This is a genomic window from Flavobacterium sp. DSP2-3-1 (assembly GCF_049896865.1).
In the GTDB taxonomy this organism is placed as follows: domain Bacteria; phylum Bacteroidota; class Bacteroidia; order Flavobacteriales; family Flavobacteriaceae; genus Flavobacterium.
In genome coordinates this window covers 261,043-284,165 of sequence record NZ_JAFCVD010000002.1, presented here as the reverse complement: position 1 = coordinate 284,165, position 23,123 = coordinate 261,043, and the positions used below count along the sequence as shown (strand labels likewise).

At 34.4% G+C, this 23,123-nt stretch carries 12 protein-coding genes; all 12 read right to left on the bottom strand.

Translation table 11 applies throughout. The annotated features are described in order from the left end of the window. Positions 1-49: 49 nt before the first annotated feature. The 12 genes from ACP7AT_RS03490 to ACP7AT_RS03435 all read right to left on the bottom strand — a co-directional run bounded on the left by ACP7AT_RS03490 (position 50) and on the right by ACP7AT_RS03435 (position 23,012). Positions 50-1,915: a trehalase family glycosidase gene (locus ACP7AT_RS03490; protein WP_426062963.1), complete on the bottom strand. Its 1,866-nt coding sequence runs from the start codon at positions 1,913-1,915 to the stop codon at positions 50-52. Continuing rightward, entirely contained in the window at positions 1,912-3,126 is a 1,215-nt protein-coding gene (locus tag ACP7AT_RS03485; RefSeq protein ID WP_426062962.1) for an MFS transporter, read from the bottom strand. The genes ACP7AT_RS03490 and ACP7AT_RS03485 overlap by 4 nt, the downstream gene beginning before the upstream one ends. A 43-nt stretch (positions 3,127-3,169) precedes the next feature. Continuing rightward, on the bottom strand, positions 3,170-4,108 hold the full coding sequence (locus ACP7AT_RS03480) for a carbohydrate kinase family protein (RefSeq protein ID WP_426062961.1): 939 nt from the start codon (positions 4,106-4,108) through the stop codon (positions 3,170-3,172). Beyond that, a complete protein-coding gene (locus ACP7AT_RS03475) occupies positions 4,109-5,287 on the bottom strand; it encodes a fructofuranosidase/invertase (protein ID WP_426062960.1) in 1,179 nt (392 codons plus the stop codon). Next, positions 5,280-6,590 carry an MFS transporter gene (locus ACP7AT_RS03470; protein ID WP_426062959.1) on the bottom strand — a complete coding sequence of 437 codons (1,311 nt, stop codon included), beginning with the start codon at positions 6,588-6,590 and terminating at the stop codon, positions 5,280-5,282. The genes ACP7AT_RS03475 and ACP7AT_RS03470 overlap by 8 nt, the downstream gene beginning before the upstream one ends. Positions 6,591-6,726: 136 nt before the next feature. After that, on the bottom strand, positions 6,727-7,644 hold the full coding sequence (locus ACP7AT_RS03465) for a GyrI-like domain-containing protein (RefSeq protein ID WP_426062958.1): 918 nt from the start codon (positions 7,642-7,644) through the stop codon (positions 6,727-6,729). Beyond that, on the bottom strand, positions 7,644-8,999 hold the full coding sequence (locus ACP7AT_RS03460) for a vanadium-dependent haloperoxidase (protein WP_426062957.1): 1,356 nt from the start codon (positions 8,997-8,999) through the stop codon (positions 7,644-7,646). The genes ACP7AT_RS03465 and ACP7AT_RS03460 overlap by 1 nt, the downstream gene beginning before the upstream one ends. 34 nt (positions 9,000-9,033) lie before the next feature. Continuing rightward, on the bottom strand, positions 9,034-12,294 hold the full coding sequence (locus ACP7AT_RS03455; protein ID WP_426062956.1) for a VCBS repeat-containing protein: 3,261 nt from the start codon (positions 12,292-12,294) through the stop codon (positions 9,034-9,036). Further along, positions 12,287-15,619: a VCBS repeat-containing protein gene (locus ACP7AT_RS03450; RefSeq protein ID WP_426062955.1), complete on the bottom strand. Its 3,333-nt coding sequence runs from the start codon at positions 15,617-15,619 to the stop codon at positions 12,287-12,289. Before ACP7AT_RS03450 ends, ACP7AT_RS03455 begins: the two co-directional genes overlap by 8 nt. A gap of 143 nt (positions 15,620-15,762) precedes the next feature. Beyond that, positions 15,763-17,292: a RagB/SusD family nutrient uptake outer membrane protein gene (locus tag ACP7AT_RS03445; protein ID WP_426062954.1), complete on the bottom strand. Its 1,530-nt coding sequence runs from the start codon at positions 17,290-17,292 to the stop codon at positions 15,763-15,765. A 10-nt stretch (positions 17,293-17,302) separates the two neighbouring features. Next, positions 17,303-20,290, bottom strand: coding sequence for a SusC/RagA family TonB-linked outer membrane protein (locus ACP7AT_RS03440; RefSeq protein ID WP_426062953.1), 2,988 nt, complete (start codon positions 20,288-20,290; stop codon positions 17,303-17,305). 715 nt (positions 20,291-21,005) lie between these two features. Then, positions 21,006-23,012, bottom strand: a complete 2,007-nt coding sequence (locus tag ACP7AT_RS03435) for a glycosyl hydrolase family 95 catalytic domain-containing protein (RefSeq protein WP_426062952.1) — start codon at positions 23,010-23,012, stop codon at positions 21,006-21,008. Positions 23,013-23,123: the final 111 nt, after the last annotated feature.

The window sequence follows — 23,123 nt, the reverse complement described above, 5'->3', positions numbered from 1 at the left end:
TAAAGTTAAAAAAAATATACATTCAAACAACAAAAAATATTTTTCAGTGCTAAAAAATAGTATCGGGAGAAATCAATTCTCCTAATTTCTCTTTTAATTCTTCGCTTAAAATTTGCAATCCATATTGATAAGACGCATTTACCCACCCAAAACCTTCTTTGGCGATGTAATCAAATTCGGTTCCCACATTTCCATATTCGGCAAAAACTTTATGCGAATTGATTTCCAAATCAAATTTTTCTGGAATTGTTCCATTATAATCCACTGCATTTTTTGTAATTAACCACAACCATCGGTACACCATTTCTTGTGCTTTATCCAAATAATTATAGTTAATCAATCCTTCCCATAGCAACATTTGGTGCGGTGCCCAACCAAAAGGATAATCCCATTGTCGCTGCGGAGCGTCTTTTGGAGCATTTGCAACACTTGCTTTGGTACTTCCCGTAATTCCTCCTGTTTTTATAAATTGCGGTAAGGCAACTTCCACTAATTTTTTAGCCTGATTTTCATCACACAACCCAGCCCACAAAGGAAAAAATGTTGTTGCTGCTTCAAACGCAAATTGCTCATGATTCACAAAATCATAGTCAAAATACATGCTTGACGCTTCGTTCCAACACAATTCATTGATTTTAGTTTTTCTGGAAAGTGCCTTTTGTTCCCATTCTTTTGAAGTGTAAACTACATTACCAACCTGAAAAGCAGTATCGAAATGCTCTTTTATTAAATAAGCGACATCTTTTTCATATTTATAAAGAAAACTGTTTACATCTACTGAATTCAAATTGGCACACCTATTAATGAGTCGGTTCGTGGTGTCGTGTCCACTTTCCCTCATGCTTCTGTCGTGAACAAAGTACTCATCCAGTTCCGCATCTACAACCGTTCTTTGTAAATATTGCTTTTCAAATTCTCGAACAGGCAAATTGTATTTTTTAGCAAAAGGTTCTAAAATATCATCAAAATGTCCCGGCTCCACTTCAAATGGCATACCAATTCCATCGGCTTTATATCGGTTTAAACTTGTTGGCGTCAATCGATTTCCTTGCACCATCCAAACCGTATTGTATTCTAAAATGACCGTTTCCAAATGACTTCTTAACCAGTCTAAACTTGGCATCTTCTTTTTTGCAATTTTAATTAGCAAAGAAGAATATAACGGTGGTTGCGTTCTTGTCAAATAATAACTTCTATTTGCATTCAAAATTTTTCCGTAATGAATAATTTGGTATTTAAAATTCTCAGCAATCGCCATTGCTTTATTTACTTGACCGTCTATCAATAAACCAACACCAATAAAATAGCTGTCCCAACCATACATTTCGTTAAATCTTCCGCCGGGAACCACAAAAGGAACACCTTGCAGACTGTATGTTTTTTGTTCCAAAGCCAAAGCTAGAATTCCCGGTTTCTCATTTAAAGTTTCCACATATTCCATCGAATAATTTTCCGGCAGAATTTCAACTTTAAAATTTGGCAATTCCTTTTCCAATTCTTGAAAATAAGCCACTCCCTGTTTGTCTTTGGCAGCAACATAAAGCCTTGCCACATCAGCAGATGTTTTTTCGTCTTCAATAATTTGCGTCAACCCTTTTTTATCAATGGTTCGAGTGAGCTCCTCCCAATAATCATCCTTAATTTTTCTTGAAATTCGGTGTACAGGATTCTCTTGAATACGACTTAAATCAACTTCCCCCAATGATAAATTCTCCTCCTTAAGCTGAGCTAATTCTTGCAATAAATTTGACAAATGATACGTCCCTGTGATAACCGCTTCTTGTTTCGTATTTTCGTCTACCAAAACAAATTCTTTAGGCCCATTATCGTCTTTAGTAATTTTTTTATCCTGATCTGTATCCTCTTGAAGCAATAGTTCTTGGAATACTTTGTCTATGTTGAGTACGAATTTCATTGTTTTGCGGTAAGTTTTTTTAGAATAAAGAAAGAGACAAGTAAAAGCCCCATTGGAATTAAGGTGTAATAAAATGCATTTTCCGGACCTTCGTTTTTAAATAGATAACCAATTACTCTGGAACCTAAAGTACCACCAAGTGCAGAAAATACTACAATTAAACCTGTCATTGAGCTATGTAATTTTTTGGGCAGTGCGCTTAAAACTACGGAATTTAAAAGCGGATAAATTGGCGCAATAAAAAGTCCCACTAATGGAAAGGCAAATCCTATCAAAGGAATATCCCCAAGCGAATTAATGTCTTTAACATTTAATCCAACTGCTTTTGGAAGTACAAAAACCACAATAAGCATTGCCGCTATAATACTACAACTAAGTACCCAAAACCAATTGACTCTTTTTGTAATAACGCCGGCCAAAAGTCGTCCAACAGCTAATGAAATAGCCAAAATACTTGCCATCATAATACTGATATTCTCTGGAAGATGCAATACCTTGCTGTTGAAAGTTGGCAGCCAAGACATGATTCCTTGCTCGATCATTACAAAAAGGAACGCACTGATTACAAAAACGATGGTTAATAGTTTCGTGAACAATTTGAACATTTGTTTAAAATCATCAACTAAATCAACACCCGGAATGTCCGTTTGACTTTCGAATTTGGTAAAAAATAAAAAGCCAAAAGACACAGCTGAAATTCCCGCCAATAGCCAATACACGTTCAACCAAGCATCTGGATTCGCATCAGAATTAAAAGCAGGAAATAAGAAATACGCCAACGCAATTCCTATCATAAACACGCCTTCAATGCTACTCATCAAACTATTGTGCTCCTGCTGATTCTCTGTTATGGTTCCAATAAGCGAATACACCGATACTTTTATCAGTGCAAAAGAAACGCCAACGGTAGCAAAAAGCAATTTTGCCGTTCCAAAAGAATTTCCGAAATACATACTGACGCAAGCTGCTGAAACCAAAGCCAAACCAATAAGCATAGCTCTCTTATATCCAATTCTGGGTAAAAACGAAGCGATTAAAAACGAAACAATGGCAATAGGTAAATCCTTGAAAGCTTCTAGAACACTGGCTTGCAACTCATCTACCCCATAATTTTTTTGTGCCTTTAATATCACAATTCCCACGCTGTTCAGCAGAATAGCAAATACAAAGTAATTGAGATACATGGCAATTTTAACCGTACTTTTTTTCATCTTTTACCTAATATTTTGAGTTGAATTAGCATTTAAATTTGGACTATACATTTATATTTAAATATTCCTGAATGTCTATTCCTTCCGGCAATCTGCCTACATTCTGAAGTTTCAATACTGCCAGTTTTTGAGCAATTGTAATGGTTTCTTCAAAGTTTTTATTGCGTAATTGAGCGTATAAAAAACCTGTCCAAAAAGCATCTCCTGCGCCTGTTGTGTCTTTGATATCTTCAACCGGTAAAGCTTTTTGATGAAACATTCCGGAATCAACATTCGATAAAACAACACCATCCTTCCCTTTTGTCAAACAAATGGTTGAAGCGCCTAAACTATGAAAATAATCAAAAATAAAATCTTCGGTTTTTGCTTCCGCAAAAAGACGGTAACAGTCGTCTTCGCTTAATTTTACTAACGGATCAGTTGACAAATATTCTCTCAAAACCTGTTTTGCTTCTTCACGATTCGGCCAAATCCTTTCCGAAAAATTAATATCAATGCTTGTTTGTAATCCTAACGCTTTTGCTCGTTTAGCACTTTCGACAATAGTTGTTCGAGCTGGATTTTTGCTTAAAGCAAAGCAAGTCGTATGGAAAATTTTAGCATTTTCCAGTAAGTCATTCGGTATTTGACTTTGCTGAATTTGACAATCAGCTTCTCGGTACGGAATAAAATCTGGCGTACTGGTCGATTTTGAAACAAATATTACAGAAGTGGGATGACTTTCTGATTTTCTAACATGTGATGTAATAACATGATTCGCTTTTAACTTCCTAACAATATATTCGCCTAATCCATCTTCTCCACAAGTAGCTACTAATACTGATTTCAAACCCAAGCGCGTTGCATTTACAGCAACATTTGTAGGTGAACCTCCCAAAAAACGATGGTAATCTTTGGTCCTGTTTATAGACGTATTCATTTCGTGACCAATAAAATCAATCAAAACTTCGCCTGCACATATTATGTCTATTGTCTTTTCCAATTAAACTAAAAATTTAAAATTTGTATGTAAACTTTGGTGTAAAAGCACCGTTGCCGCACCACTCCAAGCGCAAAAAGGAACACCGTTGGGCTCTTTGGTTTCACTATTGAAGTTTTCGTAAAAACTGAAATTTTCAGTAGCATTAGCGCTATTTATAGCTGTTAAAAGTGCATCAGCTTCCTTCTTCTTCCCTTTTGAAAGCAAGGCCAGACCATAAAAGCCATTGACCATTGACCAGCTTCCTCCATTATGAAACTCATTAGGGTAATTTCTAAACTCGTATTTGCAATTGTTTTTAAGCAAATTCCAGTCTAAATCAGTTTCTTTTATTGGTGGCCAAAAAGCAGGCAACAACTGCAATTTCATTTCGTTTATGAGCGCAATTGAATATTCTAAAATTGAATTTTGAAAATCTTCGGAACCAATGTTCAAATACAAAGCCAGCGAATTTGCAAAAGCATCAAACTGTGTTTTGTATCCTGCAGGCGAAAAGGAACATGGCATATATTTTTGAATATTTATCTCATTGTAAGCTCGTTCGTGGTATTTTTCACCTGTAGAGTTTGGTGTGAAATTAATTTCCAGTTGCTTTGTTATTGTGGCAATCTTTGCGGTAATAACCTCGTCATGTGCAAAATGATTGTAGCTCTTCAGAGCCCAAATTCGGAGCAATTGATCGTACAAAACATAACCGTCTGTAATGTATTCATCTGCCCAGTTTCCTGATAATGGCACATATAAAAGTCCTTTATTGTTAAATTCCCAAGCATCCAGGAGCGCAAAACACTTTTCAATTTCAGTATCGTATTTTGCCACGAAGGTAATGTCTTTTGTATAATAGGCATATTGGCAAATCCCAATTACAAACCAAGTCACCGCATCAACTCTTCCTGCCAATCCGCCATAACTAACCTCAACTTGGTCGCCATTTGTCATCACATTTGATGGAATAGTTCCGCTTTGATGTTGATTATTGGCTAATGTTTCTAATGTTTTACGAAATGTTACAATTAATTTCTCATCTCCTGAAGCTAAAGCCGCCAATCCACAAATCACTCCATCTCGCGCCCAAACTCTTCTGTAGTTGGAAATATTTTGTGCACTCGCCAAAAATCCTTCGGATGAGGAAACTTTCTCAAGCAACTCAATTGCTTTACTATAATTCAAATCACTATTCATACTTTGCTATTGAAACTTTTTTACTTTTAATCAAAAGGGTACAAAAAGCACTGATTAGCATCAGAACACCAGCAAAAGTAATGGCTTGGCGAGCATCATTGTCTAAGAAGTTCTTTAAAATATAACCAAAAGAGAGATTTTGGATAATCATTGGAATAACAATCATCATATTAATAATACCCATGTACACTCCATAACGCTCTTTTGGAATAACAGCAACGACCATTAAATATGGTATTCCCATCATACTTGCCCAAGCAATTCCGTAGCCAATAATTACCGCAAAAAACACATATTGATTTTGTACCATTGGAAACCATAAAAAAGAAACGGCTCCAAATAACAGACAAACAAAATGAATCATTTTCGCACCATGCTTTTTGGCTAATTTTGCCAAATAAAAAGCAATTGAAAACGTAACTATAAATCCAAAAGCACCGATTAACCCGTTCCATTCTACCGCTTTTTCGTAGCCCATTGCATTCATTGGGGTTACATTCCATACGGATAAAGCAATACTTTTTGAATTGTTTTGCCAATAACACATCATCGCATACCATTGAAACAAATAAACAAGAAATAGTTGCCACATTACAGTTGGCATTTCTAAAACTGCTTTATATATATCGATGAAAGGTGAAAAAATATGTAATGGTTGCGCTTTTAAAATTGCTATTTCTTCCGCTGTAGGCGGGATTTCTTTTGTTTTACCCATACTCCACCAAATGGAAGTTACAGAAAGGATCGCTCCTAAAAAGAAGGAGGCGTAAATCCAAGTGGGTAATGATCCGGTATATCCAACAAAAACAATTGGAAATAGAAACAGAGAAATATAGGCCAGAAACTGTCCGAAACCAGTAAAAAAACTTTGCGCCTGAAAACCTATTGGCTGTTGTTCTTCGTCCAGCGTATCCGCAATAAAAGCGCGATACGGTTCCATAGCGGTATTGTTACCGACATCCAGGATCCAAAGTAAACCCGCAGCCATCCACAAGGAACTGCTGAATGGGAATAGAAATAAAGCGATACTACAAATTATGGCTCCAATAAAAAAGTAAGGTTTCCGTCTTCCCCATCTTGGATGCCACGTTTTATCGCTCATCGCACCAATAATAGGTTGAATCAATAAACCAGTTAAAGGTCCCGCAAGATTTAGCATCGGGATTTGATCCGGGCTTGCATGTAGAAAATCGTAAATAGGATTGACGGCACTTTGTTGCAACCCAAAGCTGTATTGAATGCCAAAAAAACCAACATTCATATTGATTATCTGCCAAAAGCTCAATTTCACTTTTAAATTCATTCTGATTGGTTAATTTGTTAATTTTTACTAAAATTAATTTTAATAACGCTAATTAAAAACAGAATAAAAACAAAAACGTTTTCGGAAGAACCGAAATCGTTTTCGATATATGTAAATTACCTAAATAAACTGCTCTTTATTTGGACGCAAAAGGAATAATTATTTTAGTTTCCCATTCCAGCTCTGTTCCACCATTATAAGGATTTGACAAGAAATGCTCCAATACTTTATTTTCCAATTTAAGTTTGTGCTTTTTTGCATAATCAAGCAACGCAAACCAAGCTCTGTCTGAAGTTCTGAAATTACCATAATAAGTCGCTTTCAATCCTTTGAAGGCAGGTAAGGTTTTGAATTTTACATCGTTATTTACAATATTTGTTTTGGGTTTTTCAACTGGAAAACAATAATTAAAATCGATTGTTTCTTTATCAAGATCCCATTTTACAATTTCCAAGTAGGGTGTACCTATTATTTTTATTTGATTCTCGAAAAGAAAACCAGTAATAGTAGCGTCATTTGCAATCATATTTTGTGCTTTTTCCTGTAAAACACTTTTCAAATTGATGTAGGCAACAAATGTTTCTTCTGATGTACCTTCTCCATCAATTCTGACTTTGAAATTCTTCAAATGTTCGCTTAATCCTTTTTTAAAATCACTTATTTTTTTGATTTGTTCTTCCTTGAATTCAGTATTAAAAAAAGGTGCGGTTAGTTTATTGTACCAACTGTGATTTAAATCTTTGATGCCAATACTCACTTTTGTCATTGAATCGTTTACAGGAGTAATGTCCCAAGTGTAGTGCATTTGAACTTCTTTTTTGGTCATTTCGTGTTTGATAAAGTCAAAATTTCTTTTTTCTAAAATCACATACCTTTCAGACTCCTTTAAACCTTGAGCATTTGACCACTCCTGAATACCTTGAAATACGGTTCCTGTAGCTGCATTTACTTTAAAAGATATACAATAATCGGCCCGCTTTAGAAAGAAATACCAAACTAAAAACAAGGAAAACAAAATACTAAAACCAATTATAATTTTTTTTCTGACTGTCATTATTTTTTACTCATCTTTAATGTATTATTAATGTAATGCCCAATATTATTGCCTTGTACAATACCATTCTCAATAGCGGCTCTGTAATGAATTCCTCCATAAAGCCTACTTATTGAAGCTTCTGCTGCAGCTTGTTTAAATGATTTAAAAGGTCTTTTAGGCAATCCAAAAGAAACTTCTGAGTCATCGATATAACTAAAATTATCTCCAAAAATAGAGGTTAGAATAATTGCCGAGCACGACGAAACCACAGAATGTCCACTTACATATTCCGGAAAAGGAGGTGTTTGTAATTGTGGTCTCCAGTTTTCATCTATGTTTTGATTGATATACGTTTCAGGACGCACAACATTACTCCTATACTTTTCATCCCAACAACTAATGAAGCTCTCAAAAATTCCGATAGATGTTATAGTATAAGCAAAAACAGTAGTTTCAAAATCTGATTTTGATTTTTTTAAAGCAATTTTAGTAACATTAATCCAATGCGCGTCAGGTGTGTTTTTCTTCTTTGCAAACATCATATGCCCTTGTATGACGGTAGCATACGGATTACAATCCCAAAATGAAGCGATTGCAGATTCTTCAGGAATTGATTTGCTTTGGTTTTTCTCTACTTCAATTAATTTTTCGGAAATCATATTTCCTAAATCATAGGTTTCTTTTGCATCTTTATAAAAAGCAGAATTTTTATCGGTGGAAAATGGATAAGGTTTAATGGGTTTAAATTGAGACGCCGAATCCATAACTAAAGTTCTTATTTCGCCCCAATGAGGTTCAACACCATCCATGTAAGATGGAGGAGTTGGTTGCCATCTTCCAGCTTGATCTGCATAAACTGAAAATTTAGAAGAAGTCCGAGTTTGTTTATAATTATCTTTCCCCATCCACATTTTAATTCTGTCCACCACTTTTAACGCGTATTCTTTAGATACATCAAATTCTTTTTGATTTTCAGAACCCCATTTCTCATACAAACTATCTCTATATTTTTCTAAAGCTCCCTCCGAAAAAATCAATTGTTTACTTACCTCAATGTGAGCAATAATCGCTGCTAAATTTTTATTTACGCCACTTTTCGGATTTAGTTTAGGAATTGAATCTAATCCTTTCAACTGCCCTTGTAAACTTTCATATTTAGTATTGTTTTGAGCCATAATTTCATAAGCGGCAACATTAGGATAAACATAAATTCTACTCGCAACTGGAGGTGAAAATATATCATGAACCATAATTCCTGTTACTGTATCAACTGCCGCACAGAAATCATCTGTTGTTACCTTAATTGGTGTCTCTTTCTTACATGAAGTAAAAAAAAACATTATAAGTCCTAAAAGATAAATTTTAGAGTTCATGGTATTGGGTTTAATTGTTCTGTATGTCTTTGTATTATTTTATAGATGAAGGCATTTCATATACCTCAGCTTTTTTATTGTTGATGGTGACCAACATGAATTTTTTACCGTTGAAATTTACAATATCAAGATGTCTAACTGCTTTTTGGGTTAAATCAATTCCTATTTGATTTCCTAAAAATACGGTTTTGTAATTTTTAATTAAAGCGCCTGAAAACCCATCAAATCTACTGTGATACGGCGAAACTCCAAAGTAATTTCCTGCCGCAAAAACTTCTTCTTTCGCATCTGCATCAAAATTAGATTTCAGAAAACTGGTAATGGGAGCAACTTGCATTTTATTCGAAAAAGGAACAAAAGTAAATTTCCCTTTATAATTTCTTAAATAACCTGATTTTAAATTATGAACTTCAAACAATTTTCCTTTCTCGAGCATTTTTGGGTCAAAAACTTCTTCCAGTGTTTTTCCTGCAAAGGATTTGTAACTATTGAATTTCTTTTTTAGCATCCCGCTAAATTGCTCGGCTAATTCATCGAGGCCCAAAGTAGTGTAATATTTGCCGTTTTTTTCTATTGCCACTATCGTTTCAAAATATCCATTTCCATCAAAGTCATCATAATACATTTTCATAGGAAACTCTTGCGATGCTTTAAATTTAGAATTCTTGCCCCAGTTCCCAACCAAATAATCTTCATCGCCATCCTGATCAATATCAAAAGGAATTATTGATTGCCACAATCCATTATTTTTTCCTGGAAAAACAGCGTCAGATACATTACTGAATTTACCGTTTTTATTGGCAAAAAAAGTAGGCTTCATCCATTCTCCTATTACAATTAAATCTGTTTTTCCGTCGTTGTTAAAATCCGTAAAAACGGCATCTGTAACCATTCCTATTTTTGAAAAAGTTTTACTGTCGGCTACAGTAAACACTCCTTTATTATTGTTTAACAAATAACAATCCGGCATACTACCAAATCTATTATTTATTGAATTATTCCCAACAAAAATATCGAGATCCCCATCTTTATCATAATCAAACGCCTTAACTACTGATGCATTCTGGGCCAGCTTAGTTATGGTCGATTTTACAAATTGATTGCCTTTAATTACATACAATCGACTTTGTAAATTAGAAGCATTTTCACCTCCACCAGAAGCAACATACAAATCATTTAGTTTGTCATTATTAAAATCCCCAATGACAGCGGAACCATCTTCAAAAATAGAATCCTGTTCGATTTCAGCAACTCTTTTTTTAGCAAAACCATTTGAATTTTGAATGTAAATTGCTGCTTTTTTATCTTTGGAACCACCAAAAAAGATATCCTCTTTTCCATCTCCATTTAAATCCCCTACTGCAGTAGCCGGGCCGCGATCAGAACGTTGATATGGAATCAGTTTTTGAACTAAGAAATCAATGTATTCATTTTCCTGATGTATAAAGTCGATGCCCAATCCCGTTTCTACCTTTTTAAAAATTGGTAATACTGCTGGGTGTAACTTTCTGTAATCAAAAAATTTTCTATCCTTATTCGCTTTTATGGTAAGGGTCTGGTTCGCCTTCACATTTTTTAAAGTCTGAAAGGTTTTATCAGGCCAAATCACTACAATAGAATCTATCTTGCTTGTTTTACCATAACCAAAATGAAGTATTGACTCTGATGATGACTGAAATCCTCTGGTAGTTTGTAATTCTTTAAATTGTTTTTTCCCTTTGGAATAGGAAATCACTTTAGCTCCAATTCCGAATGTGTTTTTCCCTGTAAAACGCAATTTTAATTTTAAGTAGTTTGCCTTTTTATTAGTTGTATTAACGTAAATGGAAGCAATCGCATTTGTATTATTGGTAATCACATCAAGATCGCCATCGTTATCAATATCAGCATATCCACTTCCATTAGAAATTAACGAATCATTTTCTATCCAATCCTTCGATCGGTTTTTAAACTGCAAATCAGCTGCTCCTTGAAAAACATAATTGGTTACATTTCCCTTTGGCATACGCTTCAATGCTTCTTTGTCTAATAATTTTGTCGTATTGATTTTACTTTTAATCTGATCATTTGAATAGTATTTCACGTAATCCAAATCGTTAGGACGCTTTGGAATTCCGTTACACACAAATAAATCCTGTTCGCCATCTTGATCATAATCCCCAAATAATGTACTCCAACTCCAATCAGTAGCCGCCACGCCACTTAATAAAGCAGTCTCCGTGAAATGATTACCTCCTTGGTTCAATTGCAGCATGTTTCTGCTGTATTGATAATGATAGCCTAGTTTTTCGGTTCTTATTTTTAACATTTGAGAATTGTCATCGCCCAATGAAGATTTCAATACTTTTTCATCTTCCGGAAGCATGTCTAAGGTGAGAATATCTGGAAAACCATCATGATTAACATCCGCCACATCTACTCCCATGGAGAACCTGCTGGTATGCCCAAAATAGTTTTTTAAACTTTCTGTAAAAGTTCCATCTCCATTATTCAAATAATAATAATCATCTTCATGAAAATCATTCCCTACATAAATATCCGGATACCCATCTAGATTAAAATCGGAAACTGCCAATCCTAAACCGTACCCATTGGCACCACCAAAAATTCCTGCCTGTTCACTTACATCGACAAATTTTCCATTATCATTGCGAAATAATTTATCCCCGCACTCGTAACTTCGTTTATTTCTGGTATCGGCGTTCCCAAAAGATAATTCGGAGTGTACCGCATGATTCAGTAAATACATGTCTAAATCTCCATCTAAATCATAATCAAAGAAAGCGGCTGAAGAACTGTAGTTGTCCAAATCTAATCCATATTCAGCAGCACTTTCGGTAAATGTATTGTCCTTGTTATTTATGAACAATTCGTTTTGACCTTCAAAACCATTAATTCCTACGACAGCACAAACATAAATATCTAAATATCCATCTCCATTTACATCTGCCATTACCGTCCCCGTGTTCCAATCACTCTGGCTTTCCACTCCTGCTTTTACAGAAATATCTTCAAATTCATTACTGCCTTTGTTTAAGTATAATTTATTTTTTCCTTGATTTGACGTAAAATAAATATCCACTAAACCATCATTATTAATGTCACCCAGCGATACGCCTCCCCCATTGAAATAATAGAGATAATCTAAAATCGAAATATTCTTGGATTCTAATAATTGGTTGTTGAAGGTAATATTACTTTTCTCAGAAGACAATTTTTCAAATAATTGCGCTTCTTTTTTGGAACAACCCATAAACAGCAATGAAGCCAGTCCTATTCTAAAAAAATTATTCATTGCGTCTAAATATTTTAGGGGTATTATCATTTATAACTGCTATAATTGAAACTTTTTTATTCTTATCCTTTATTATTTTTACCTGTTTTACTTCACCTTTTACAAAGAAACCGGACTGATTATAAGGTACCCATGAAAAAGTTTCATTTTTATTTCCTAAAAGTACGCTGCCATAATTAGCGTCTAATCGGGAGAATTGCGGTTTAAACTCATATTGATTTCCACCCAAGATTAAATCCAAAATCCCATCCTTATTCACATCCAATGCAGTAATAGAGTTCACGCAGGAAAACTGAACTTCTTTTGGAAGTGCTTTTATTTCAAACTTACCATTTCCTTTGTTGATTGCAATTACACTTTCCTGAATGTTCACAGTCTTTTGAATTGAATTATCCACTACTTCCTTTGCAAATAATTCCTGAAATGTTTTCTTGGAATAATCCGAATAGTTCAAATTTTTCTTCTTAATCGAAGGAATTTGTTTGGCTAATTCTTGTTTTAGGCTTACCGGTAAATCCTTTCCAGCATTAGATCGAGTTGTAATTTGTTCAATGGTTCCGTTATTATCAAAATCATTGATAAATAATTTCATCGGATTAGCATTGGTCGCTTTATAGCTTGTATTTGTTCCTTTATTTCCCAGAATCAAATCTTTTTTACCGTCATTGTTCAAATCTACACAGCTGACTGCATTCCAAAAACCATGAAAATTCGTCAGATTCGATTTGAATTCTACCAATCTTCGTCCATTGTTTTTGAAAATCATTGGCGCTGTCCAATCCCCAACTAAGATTAAATCTTTTTTGGAATCATTATCTATATCTTCCCAAACTGCATCGGTAATCATTCCAACCGAGTTAATTTTAAATGCTTTTTTATCCGTTACATTTGTAAAATTTCCTTTTCCTTCATTTTCCAATAATAAATGTTTAGGATCAATTCCATAAACTCCCGGTACACTTCGGCTTCCTATAAATACATCGATATCGCCATCATTATCAAAATCATTTGGCGCAATTACCGAAACGTTATTGTTTGTAGTTGGGATATTGGTTTTACTTTTGATAAATATACCTTTCGCATTATTCAAATACAGACGATTTTTATAATTAGCCTGATCCGTTTTTTCGTTACCACCGGAACCAACTAATAAATCCATATCGCCATCATTATCCGCATCAAAAAAGCTGGCGGCAGTATCTTCAAAATTAGCATCTGCATCAAAATCTTTTTGATCCGTAATTGAATAATTACCATTCCCTTTATTTAGATATATTTTACCGGCTTGTCCTTTGGCTCCGCCAATAAAAACATCTTCGTTTCCATCGCCATTTATATCAGCCACCGCAAGTGAAGGCCCCTCTTGCGAAAGCATTTTAGAGATTAGCCCTTCATGATCAAAATCGACGTAATTATTTTCTTTATGTGCGATAAAAGGAGTTTTACTTTCCGTAAAGAAGGATTTTAAATTAACAGCATTCGGAGTATAATTTAATTTAGCATTTTTAATATCCAAATTTATTGTTGAATTATTAGTAATATTTTTAACCGTTTGAAATTTATCATTAGGCCAAATTACGTGTAGTGAATCTATTTTTTTGGTCCCAATTCCAAAAGTCATTACATAATCAACTGAAGACTGAAAACCTCTGGAAGGAATTAATTCTTGTCTGAGAATTTCTTTACCCGAGAATAATTCAACAATACTTCCTACAGCAAATTTATTCTGGTTATCTCCTTTTAGTTTTACTTTGACGTAATGATTTTTTTTGTTCTTCTCTGAGTTGTTTCTGTAGACAAAAGATTCCATATTAACATTATTGACAACTAGATCTAAATCCCCATCATTATCTAAATCTGCATAAGCAGCTCCATTAGAAAAACTAGGAGTATCCAGTCCCCACTTTTTGGCTTCATTAGTAAACGTTAAATTTTTATTGTTCTTGAAAGCGTAATTTGGAATCGGTGTGCTTGGCATTTTACTGATAATAGTCTGGATTTCTTCTTTTTTACCGGTTACCACCATTTTTTGCATAAACTCATTGGCAAAAAAATCTACAAAATCTTGATTGGTCAAATCATTATAAATTCCGTTACAAACGTAAATGTCTTTGTAACCATCATTGTCCATATCAAATAATAATGCGCCCCAACTCCAGTCGGTTTTGGCAACGCCAGCGTGATTAGCTATTTCAAGAAATTGATTGTCGCCGTTATTAATTTGCAGCGTATTTTGCATATATTGATTATAAAAACCAAGATTTACTTTTCTGATAAATAAATCATAGTTTTCAAAATTTGTAGTCGTTTTTAAGCGTTCGTCCGGTTCCGGTAACATATCCGTTACAAAAATATCGGCTTTCCCGTCATTGTTTACATCGGCCATATCAGCACCCATTGAAGATTGACTGATGTGTGCTGTCCATCCCTGAATTTGTTCGGTAAAGGTTCCGTTTTTGTTATTTATGTATAAATAATCTCTTTCATAAAAATCATTCGAAATATAAATATCCGGATACAAATCCCCATTTACATCGCCTACGGTAACGCCCAGACCAAAGCCAATTAAACTGCCATAAATGCCTGATTTTTCACTTACATCAACAAATTTTCCATTGTCATTACGCATTAGTTTATCACCGCCTCCTTTTAAAATTTCAGCAACATCCCAATCTTTATCTCGTAAGTCTCTTTTATTGGAATAATTAAGACTACTTACCGGAATAAAACTGTTGTTTAGAATATAAACATCTAAATCCCCATCTTTATCATAATCAAAAAAAGCGGCATGTGTTGTAATTCCAGTATCTGCAAGATTGTATTGTTCGGCTTTATCTGTAAATGTCAAGTTACCGTTATTAATAAAAAGTTGGCTTTTTCGTACCGAGTTAATAGTATTCCCAGCGTTACAAACATAAATATCAAGCAATCCATCTCCATTAAGATCAACCATAACCACGCCTGTCGACCATGACTTGTATCCTTCGACACCCGCTGTTTTAGAAATATCTTCGAATTTAAAATTTCCTTTATTTAAGTAAAGTTTGTTAGTTCCTAAATTTGAAGTAAAATATATATCCGAAAGACCATCATTATTAATATCGCCAATAGCTACACCACCGCCATTATAAAAGTTTCTGTATTTAAATATATTCATATCTGCACCGTTTTTAACTTCATTAATGAAATTAATTCCGGTTTGGGAAGCATCTAGTTTAGAAAACAAAGCGTCTTTGTTTTCTGAATTTTCTTTGGAGCAATTGGAAAAAAATAGAAGAATTAGGAGTAATAAGACAAAACGATTTGACATATTATATTGTAGCATTTTAGTTAGGTAATTGCTTGATTAGAATTGCCTAATTTATGTAATATTGATATAAAAAAAGAATAAAATAGATATAAAATAAAGAGGGTAATAAATACCCTCTTTATAACTAACTCAAAAAACAATTAATAGTAAACAAATCTTTAGTAACCAGGGTTTTGTACTACATTAGGGTTAAACAATGCATCCGCCGGAATTGGATACAATGCATATTTACCATTTGAAGCAGTTGGTTTTAACTCTCTTGGAGCTAAAAATTTCTCAAAACGGATCATGTCATTTCTTCTCCAGCCTTCATACCATAATTCTTTACCTCTTTCTAAATAAACAGCATCTAAAGTTGGTAAGCTTGCACTTGGCGTCAATTTGGCTCTAACATTTATTTGATCAATTATTATTTTAGCAGATGCTGCTCCACCTGCACCGCCTCTTAAGGCCGCTTCAGCTTTCATCAACAAGGCATCAGAATAACGCATCAAAACATAATCATTAGCAGGATTCCCTAGATTAGCATTATCTGGCTCATATTTTTGAGTACGTATACCAGCTGTTTCTAAAGTAGTTCCGCTTGTAATCATGGTAACTGCTGAAGTATAAAACAATGGTCTACCAGTTCTGTCTTTCAAAGGAGTTACCCCTCCTGGAGCAAACATTTGTCCTGCTTGAAAACCAATTGGATTACCAAAATTAGCGATGATCGATGAAGAAGTATGTTGTCTTCTGTCATCCGTCGCAGCAAACCTGTTGTAATATTCTGCTACCGTTGCAAAACCATTCCAACCATCTGGAGTTTGATTGTAGTGCATACTCATTCTCCATCTGGACTGAATACCTCCACCAGTGCCAAGTACATTTTTAGAAGAAAATAATATTTCTCCAGATGTATTGTTGGTTGGCGCAAAGTTACTCCAGTATTCTGATGCTAATGAACTATTAATCGCATTAACGTGAGTGATTACTTTATTCATGTCAGCGGCATCAAAAGTATAAGGACCTGAAGCGTTATCAGCATTAAAAACTCCTTTATTTAAATACAGTTTCGCTAATAAAAAATTACCTGCATCTTTATTTGCAATACTTGCGTCATTGGCAACACGTGCTGGCAAATCAGCTAAAACAGCTTCTAACTCGCTAATAACAAATGCAGTAGCTTCTTTTCGAGACCAGAATTTTGGATTTTCTGTAATAAGTGACCCTACTTCTCTGTAAGGCGCTTGACCAAATAAATCAATTACGTTATAATAATAAAAGGCTCTTAAAAAACGAGCTTGCGTTTTTTGTTGTGCAGTTGCCGTATTATTAATAACTAAATTACAATTATAAACATTTGTCAGCAAGGAGTTCCATGCATTTCTAATTTCAACATTGTCTGATCCCCAAGTATGAACGTGAAATTGTCTCCACTTAGCATTATCATCCCAGTCGCCTCCTCTGGTAGGGCCTACCAATCCATCACCAGACATTTCGTTCATTGTAAACATTTTGTCTTGATCCTGAAAACCTCTTAATCCTTCATAAGCTGATTGCAGAAAGTTTCCCGTATTTACATTTCCACCAGCGCCATCAGCAGTGATATAGCCATCTAACACTTCTTCTTCTAAATTTGTACAACTCACACTACATGCAATTGTACCTATAAAAAAGATGCTTTTTATAATATTTATTCTTTTCATTTTTTGTTAATTAAAATGTTACATTAAGTCCAACAGCGATACTTTTTTCTCTAGGATAGGATAAATAATCCATACCGGCAGAAGGTACTCCATTTAAAGCTTTATCGGTATCCACCTCTGGATCAAATCCAGAATATCCGGTAATAACGAATAAGTTTTGTCCACTTACAAAGAAACGGGCTGATTTAATTTTTAATTTTTCTAAAACATTCCCTTCAAGAGTATATCCTACAGTTAAATTCCCCATTCTTAAGAAATCACCACTTTCTAAATATTTTGTCGACGGTGAGTTTGGATCAGACTGAATCTGAGGAGTAGCCGCTGCCTCTGGAGTTACGTTTCTTCCTCCGATTAATGCTCCTTTAAAGAAATAAGCATTAGCCGTGTTATTGTACAAATAATGACCAAAAGCACCATAAAACGAAGCTCCTACATCAAATTTCTTGTAAGAAAAATTAGTGGAAAATCCTAAATTTATTTTTGGCAACGGTTGTTTGTCTAATAATTTTTTATCTGCATTACCTAAACCTGTATCAGATCCATCAGCAGCAGCATAAATAGAATTACCTGATGCGTCATACCCACGGAAATCATATAAAAAATAAGTATATAATGGGTAACCATCTTTGATAATTTCAGCATTAGCACCGGACAAACCTTGACCATTTACTCCACCTGCTAATAACGATACTGAACCAAAATTTTTAATTACGTTGTCTAAAAAAGCAACATTCCCTGAAATGTCCCAGGACATGTCCTCAGTATCGATAACTTTATAATTTAAAGCGACCTCAAAACCTTTGTTAATAAGATTCCCCGGTAAGTTAACACTTCTGTTTGATCCTGGCCCTGGTTGAGCTGTGGCTTGCGGTACAGGAGCAATTAAATCCTTTGTATCTCTATTGAAATAATCCAATGAACCTGTTAAGCGATTTTTTAAGAAGGTAAAGTCACTACCCACACCATAGGATCTAGTAGTTTCCCAACGCAATAAATTATTAGCTCCCGATATAGTATTTGGCGAACCACCATTTCCATAATTAGCTTTAGAAACCGCTGAATTTACAGCAAATTCCTGATTTCCTGTTACCCCATAATTTCCTCTAATTTTAAAGTCATTAACCGCCCCGTCTTTGCTGCTTATCAATTTGTAAGCTGCACCTACAGAAGGGAAATAACCCCATTTATTATCCGCACCCAATTTAGTGGATCCATCAGCACGTACTGTTCCTGTAAGAATCAAATCTTTATAAACAACAAATTCAGCTCTTGCAAAATAGGATTGTAATTCTGTTTTATTTCTAAAAGACGAAGCTCGAAATTCTGCTTGAATACCGCCTTGAATATTGTCTATTAAATTTGTTTGTTCTTTAACATATCCATGACCTCTTGCACTACTACCATCTACATCATAGGAATAATAGGAATAGCCTACTAATCCATTTAAAGATAAATTATCACTAAAATCGTTTGTGTATGTAAGTGTATGTTCTAATGTTTTATTAAACTTAGTTAAATCCGCAATTTCAGCAAAACCTCTTTTGGTAATACCACCATTAGCAGCATCACTTTTTACAAGATCTTGACTATTAATTTGGATGGTAGGAGCTATTTGTCTTTTTCTTATCGATGTTGATGTTTCAATACCGAATAAAATTTGATACTTTAAATGATTCGTAATCTTTAACGTAGCATTAATATTTCCTAATATCTTGTTCGTATTTGTGTAATCTTTATAGGCATTTAATAACTGCACCGGATTTAAATAATCATTCCCAACAAATGTGTAATCACCATTGTCCTGATAAATTGGCAAAGTCGGATTCCAGTAAAGGGCACTACCAATTAAATTTCCTATATAGCCCGCATTATTACTTAATAAAGTTGTTTCATCCTTTATCGCAGCATACAGCAACCTTGATTCTACTTTTAAGGCTTTATTGAAAAACTCATTCGTGTTCGCAAAAGACGCCGTATATTTATCAATACCCGTATTTTTTACAATTCCATCTGTTACATTAGCTCCAAATGAAAGTCTTGTATTTGAGTTATCAGTTGAACTACTGAATGCGATATCATGATTATTTGAGAAACCTCCACGCAAAATAGCATCTTCCCAATTGTAAGACCTTGATCCCTTGTCAATTCCACCAGCAGCAACAAATTCATCCCCGTTAAGCAACTTAAAATCACCTGATATTTTACTAAAACTAACAGAAGTATTATAAGTTAGCTGAGGAATTTTTGACTTCCCCTTTTTAGTCGTAATTACAATAACTCCATTCGCACCACGAGAACCATAAATAGCGGTAGAAGAGGCATCTTTTAAGATACTCATACTCTCGATATCATTTTGATTCACAAAATTTAATGGGTTTTTAGCCGAAGAAGCCCCTAAATCAGCAATCTCAGAACCTCCGGAAGAAACATTTCCTCCGTCAAGAGGAACTCCATCAATAACGATTAATGGTCCATTCCCTGATCGTATAGAAGAATTCCCTCTAATTCTGATAGAAACACCTGCACCTGGCTCTCCACTTGACTGTGTAACCTGAACTCCTGACACTTTACCTCTCAATAATTCAGCAGGCGATGTCGCAGCAACATTATCAAAATCTTCTGAAGTAATAATGTCTACCGCTCCAGTTGCGTCTTTCTTTCTAACCGTCCCATAACCAATGACAATTACTTCATTCAGTTGAGCCGAATCTTCTTTTAATTCTACATTAATTGTACTTTTCCCCGCCACATTTAGCTCTTGAGTTTTAAGACCAATGTAACTAAAAACTAAAACTGCGTTTGAGCCAACGTTTTTGATAGTAAATTTTCCATCGAAATCAGTTTGCGCTCCATTTGTTGTTCCTTTAACTATGATAGAAGCCCCTGGAAGCGGACCACTAGCATCAGATACTGTACCAGACACATCTTGCGAATACGTCAAACTTGTACAAAGTACCGTTAGAAACACCATCAAGCCTTTAATTAGACTATTTTTCATACGTAATAAATAAGTTGGTTAATAATTTGTTTAAATGGTTTGTTTAAATATTAACATCAAACATAATTATAATTTTGTGATAATATTAAGATATTAACAAACTATAACGTTTTCGTTGCAACGAAAACGTTTTCGATTTTAAAATTAATACCTTAAAAATTTAATACTAAAATTATATAAAACACAAAAAAAAGAGATTAAAAAACTTATTATAACAAATAAATAGCTTGTGAGTTAGAAATTAATTACGGATCAGTCAATAAACGATCCTGCTAGAAAATAAGATTGCGAATTATTCATCGTAATGAAGTTTTTTACGATAAATTGACAATTTAGTTCGATTTGCATTATAAGCTTCAAAATATCACTCCTTACATACCGTATCCGTTTTTTTATCTAAGTTTAAGTTGCTAAAAATATCACAATTATAAAACGTATTGTTAAAAAATTTAACAATTTCAAAAATAAATTTGGAAGAAATAACTTAAAAAAATAATTTTATTGTTCCGTTTTATTTTTTTAATTTAAATAATAAGTAGCAAAATAGTAAAAAAACGTAATTGTCTGGTTTCTTACACATTGTTTGAAATGCTTTTTATTGAAAATTTGCGTGCTGTCAAAATCCATTGGAAGATAAAAACAAAAAAGCCACGAATACAGTAACAATCCTCAAAATAGAATGATTATGCGTTCGTGGCAAGATTTCTTTATTTTATTACTTTATAACAATCGTTTTATCGTCAACTCCAATTCCTATAATCTTTAACGATTTCCATTGTTTTGGCAGCAATCCTTTGTTATATTTTAATCCCATATCTGTTTGTTCCACTCCGCCAAAACCATAAATAACCGCCTGAAGCATCGCTCCCGCTCCTGTTGCAAAATATGGGTTGTTACTGTTGGCTGATTCCGAAAACACACCAAACGGCGGTCGACTATTTGGCAAATAGGATTTTACAAAATAACGATACGCTTTTTCTCGATCTCCTAATCGCGCATACAAAACTGATAAAACACCAGAAGCCATCGCCGGACCATCTTTTTTGTCAATTTTCTCAGCGTAGTATTCCAAATCTTTTTCAATTTGAGCCTTGTCTGTAATTATGTGTAAAGGATATGCTAGCAAATTCACATCGGCTTGTTTTATCATTTGGCCCTGATAGCCTTTATAATTTTGAGTAATCCCATTTTCCCTGTGAATGAGTAATTTCTCCGAAACTTCTTTCCATAACGGACTAATTGGTTCGTTCAAAATTACGGCTGCTTTAATCGTATTTTTCAAAGACTCAATTGCTGATGCGTTTGTAAAGGCATTATCATCTACGTGTTGTGCGTATTCATCGGCACCAACAACATTCAAAATAGAGAAACTCCCGTCTTGATTTTTAACTACACGACTTACCCAAAAATCAGCCGTTTCTTTTAGAACCGCCCATTCTTTTTTCAACCAGACTTTATCTTGTGTATAGCTGTAATAATTCCAAAAAGCAATCGAAACATCGGCTGTAATATGTTGTTCAAAAATCCCGGTCAATGCCCAAGTTGGCGTTGCTTCTTCTCCAGTGTCATCTGATTCCCAAGGATACATCGCACCTTTATAACCATAAATAAAAGCTTTTTGCTTTGCTTTTTGCAAACGGTCTGAACGGTAATCCAAACACGATTTTGCCATATCTGGCTGCAACGCTAAAAGTGTGGGGTACATCCAAAGTTCCGTGTCCCAAAAAATATGTCCGTTATATCCCTGTGAAGACAAACCCATTGGCGCAATACTCTGTCTGGTTTCCGGACGGATATACGAATACAAATTGAACAAGGCAAAACGTACTCGTTGTTGCGCATCTAAATCGCCTTCGATTTGAATATCACCTGTGTTCCATAATTCGGCCCAAGCCTGTTTGTGACGATTTAATAATTTATCAATTCCTTCCTGCAAAGCGTATATTGGCTGTCTTTCGGATTCGTTCAAAGGATCCGTAACATCTTTCGAAGTGCAGATTCCTCCTGCAACTGCAAATCGGTATTTTTTACCTTTTTGCAATTTTTTAGTAAACCCAACTTCATTTTTAGTTTGCTTTAAAGTTTCTCCCTGACCGTCAAAAAGAAAAGTTGTTGAAGCCGCAACGGTATATTTTCCAGTTCGCGTTTTAGCAACTGTTCCAAAAACCGGCATTAAATACTGATTGTCTTTTAAAACCCGAAATTGACTTTTCGCCTCTTTCAATTCTTCAGGAACTACCATGTAATTATTAGCCGTAATTTCTATATCCTCATTTGGGGTAATTTCAACGATTGCCATTGCTGAAAAAGGAATAGCTCTATTAGCCAAAATTGTATAATTAATAGTTGCCAAATCTTTAAATGAAAATGAAGTGGTACTTGTCCCCTCTTTCATAGAAACCACTTGGCTCCAATTATCAATATTGTCTGATTTAATTTCTTGATTGTTTATGTTCAAATGCAGATTCAAAAACTCAATTCCTCGAACAATCCTGCTAATGCCATTTTCGGGGCTGCCATCGTAAACTCCGTTCAGAATAATTTCTTTTGTTTTCAGAGGAGTATCATCTGTAACAATTCCTATTTGACCATTTGCCATGGCTACACCATAATAATTTTCCCTAGAATTTGCCTGTAAATGCCATTCGTCTGATTTAGTTTGACCAAAAACAGTTGGACTAACTAAAAGCAGGAAGACTAGACTCTTGAATGTTGAAATCATAGTTGTATTTTTTTAATAATATTTTCAAACTTATATAATTTATTTCTTTAAAAAATGAATAGTTCCATATAGTACATGGAATACAATTCGAAAACGTTTTCGACTTACCAA

What these genes read in the sequence shown, in the direction of transcription:
- ACP7AT_RS03490 (WP_426062963.1), bottom strand. Translation starts at nt 1,915, where the DNA reads ATGAAATTCGTACTCAACATAGACAAAGTATTCCAAGAACTATTGCTT.
- ACP7AT_RS03485 (WP_426062962.1), bottom strand. Translation starts at nt 3,126, where the DNA reads ATGAAAAAAAGTACGGTTAAAATTGCCATGTATCTCAATTACTTTGTA.
- ACP7AT_RS03475 (WP_426062960.1), bottom strand. Translation starts at nt 5,287, where the DNA reads ATGAATAGTGATTTGAATTATAGTAAAGCAATTGAGTTGCTTGAGAAA.
- ACP7AT_RS03470 (WP_426062959.1), bottom strand. Translation starts at nt 6,590, where the DNA reads ATGAATTTAAAAGTGAAATTGAGCTTTTGGCAGATAATCAATATGAAT.
- ACP7AT_RS03465 (WP_426062958.1), bottom strand. Translation starts at nt 7,644, where the DNA reads ATGACAGTCAGAAAAAAAATTATAATTGGTTTTAGTATTTTGTTTTCC.
- ACP7AT_RS03460 (WP_426062957.1), bottom strand. Translation starts at nt 8,999, where the DNA reads ATGAACTCTAAAATTTATCTTTTAGGACTTATAATGTTTTTTTTTACT.
- ACP7AT_RS03455 (WP_426062956.1), bottom strand. Translation starts at nt 12,294, where the DNA reads ATGAATAATTTTTTTAGAATAGGACTGGCTTCATTGCTGTTTATGGGT.
- ACP7AT_RS03450 (WP_426062955.1), bottom strand. Translation starts at nt 15,619, where the DNA reads ATGCTACAATATAATATGTCAAATCGTTTTGTCTTATTACTCCTAATT.
- ACP7AT_RS03445 (WP_426062954.1), bottom strand. Translation starts at nt 17,292, where the DNA reads ATGAAAAGAATAAATATTATAAAAAGCATCTTTTTTATAGGTACAATT.
- ACP7AT_RS03440 (WP_426062953.1), bottom strand. Translation starts at nt 20,290, where the DNA reads ATGAAAAATAGTCTAATTAAAGGCTTGATGGTGTTTCTAACGGTACTT.
- ACP7AT_RS03435 (WP_426062952.1), bottom strand. Translation starts at nt 23,012, where the DNA reads ATGATTTCAACATTCAAGAGTCTAGTCTTCCTGCTTTTAGTTAGTCCA.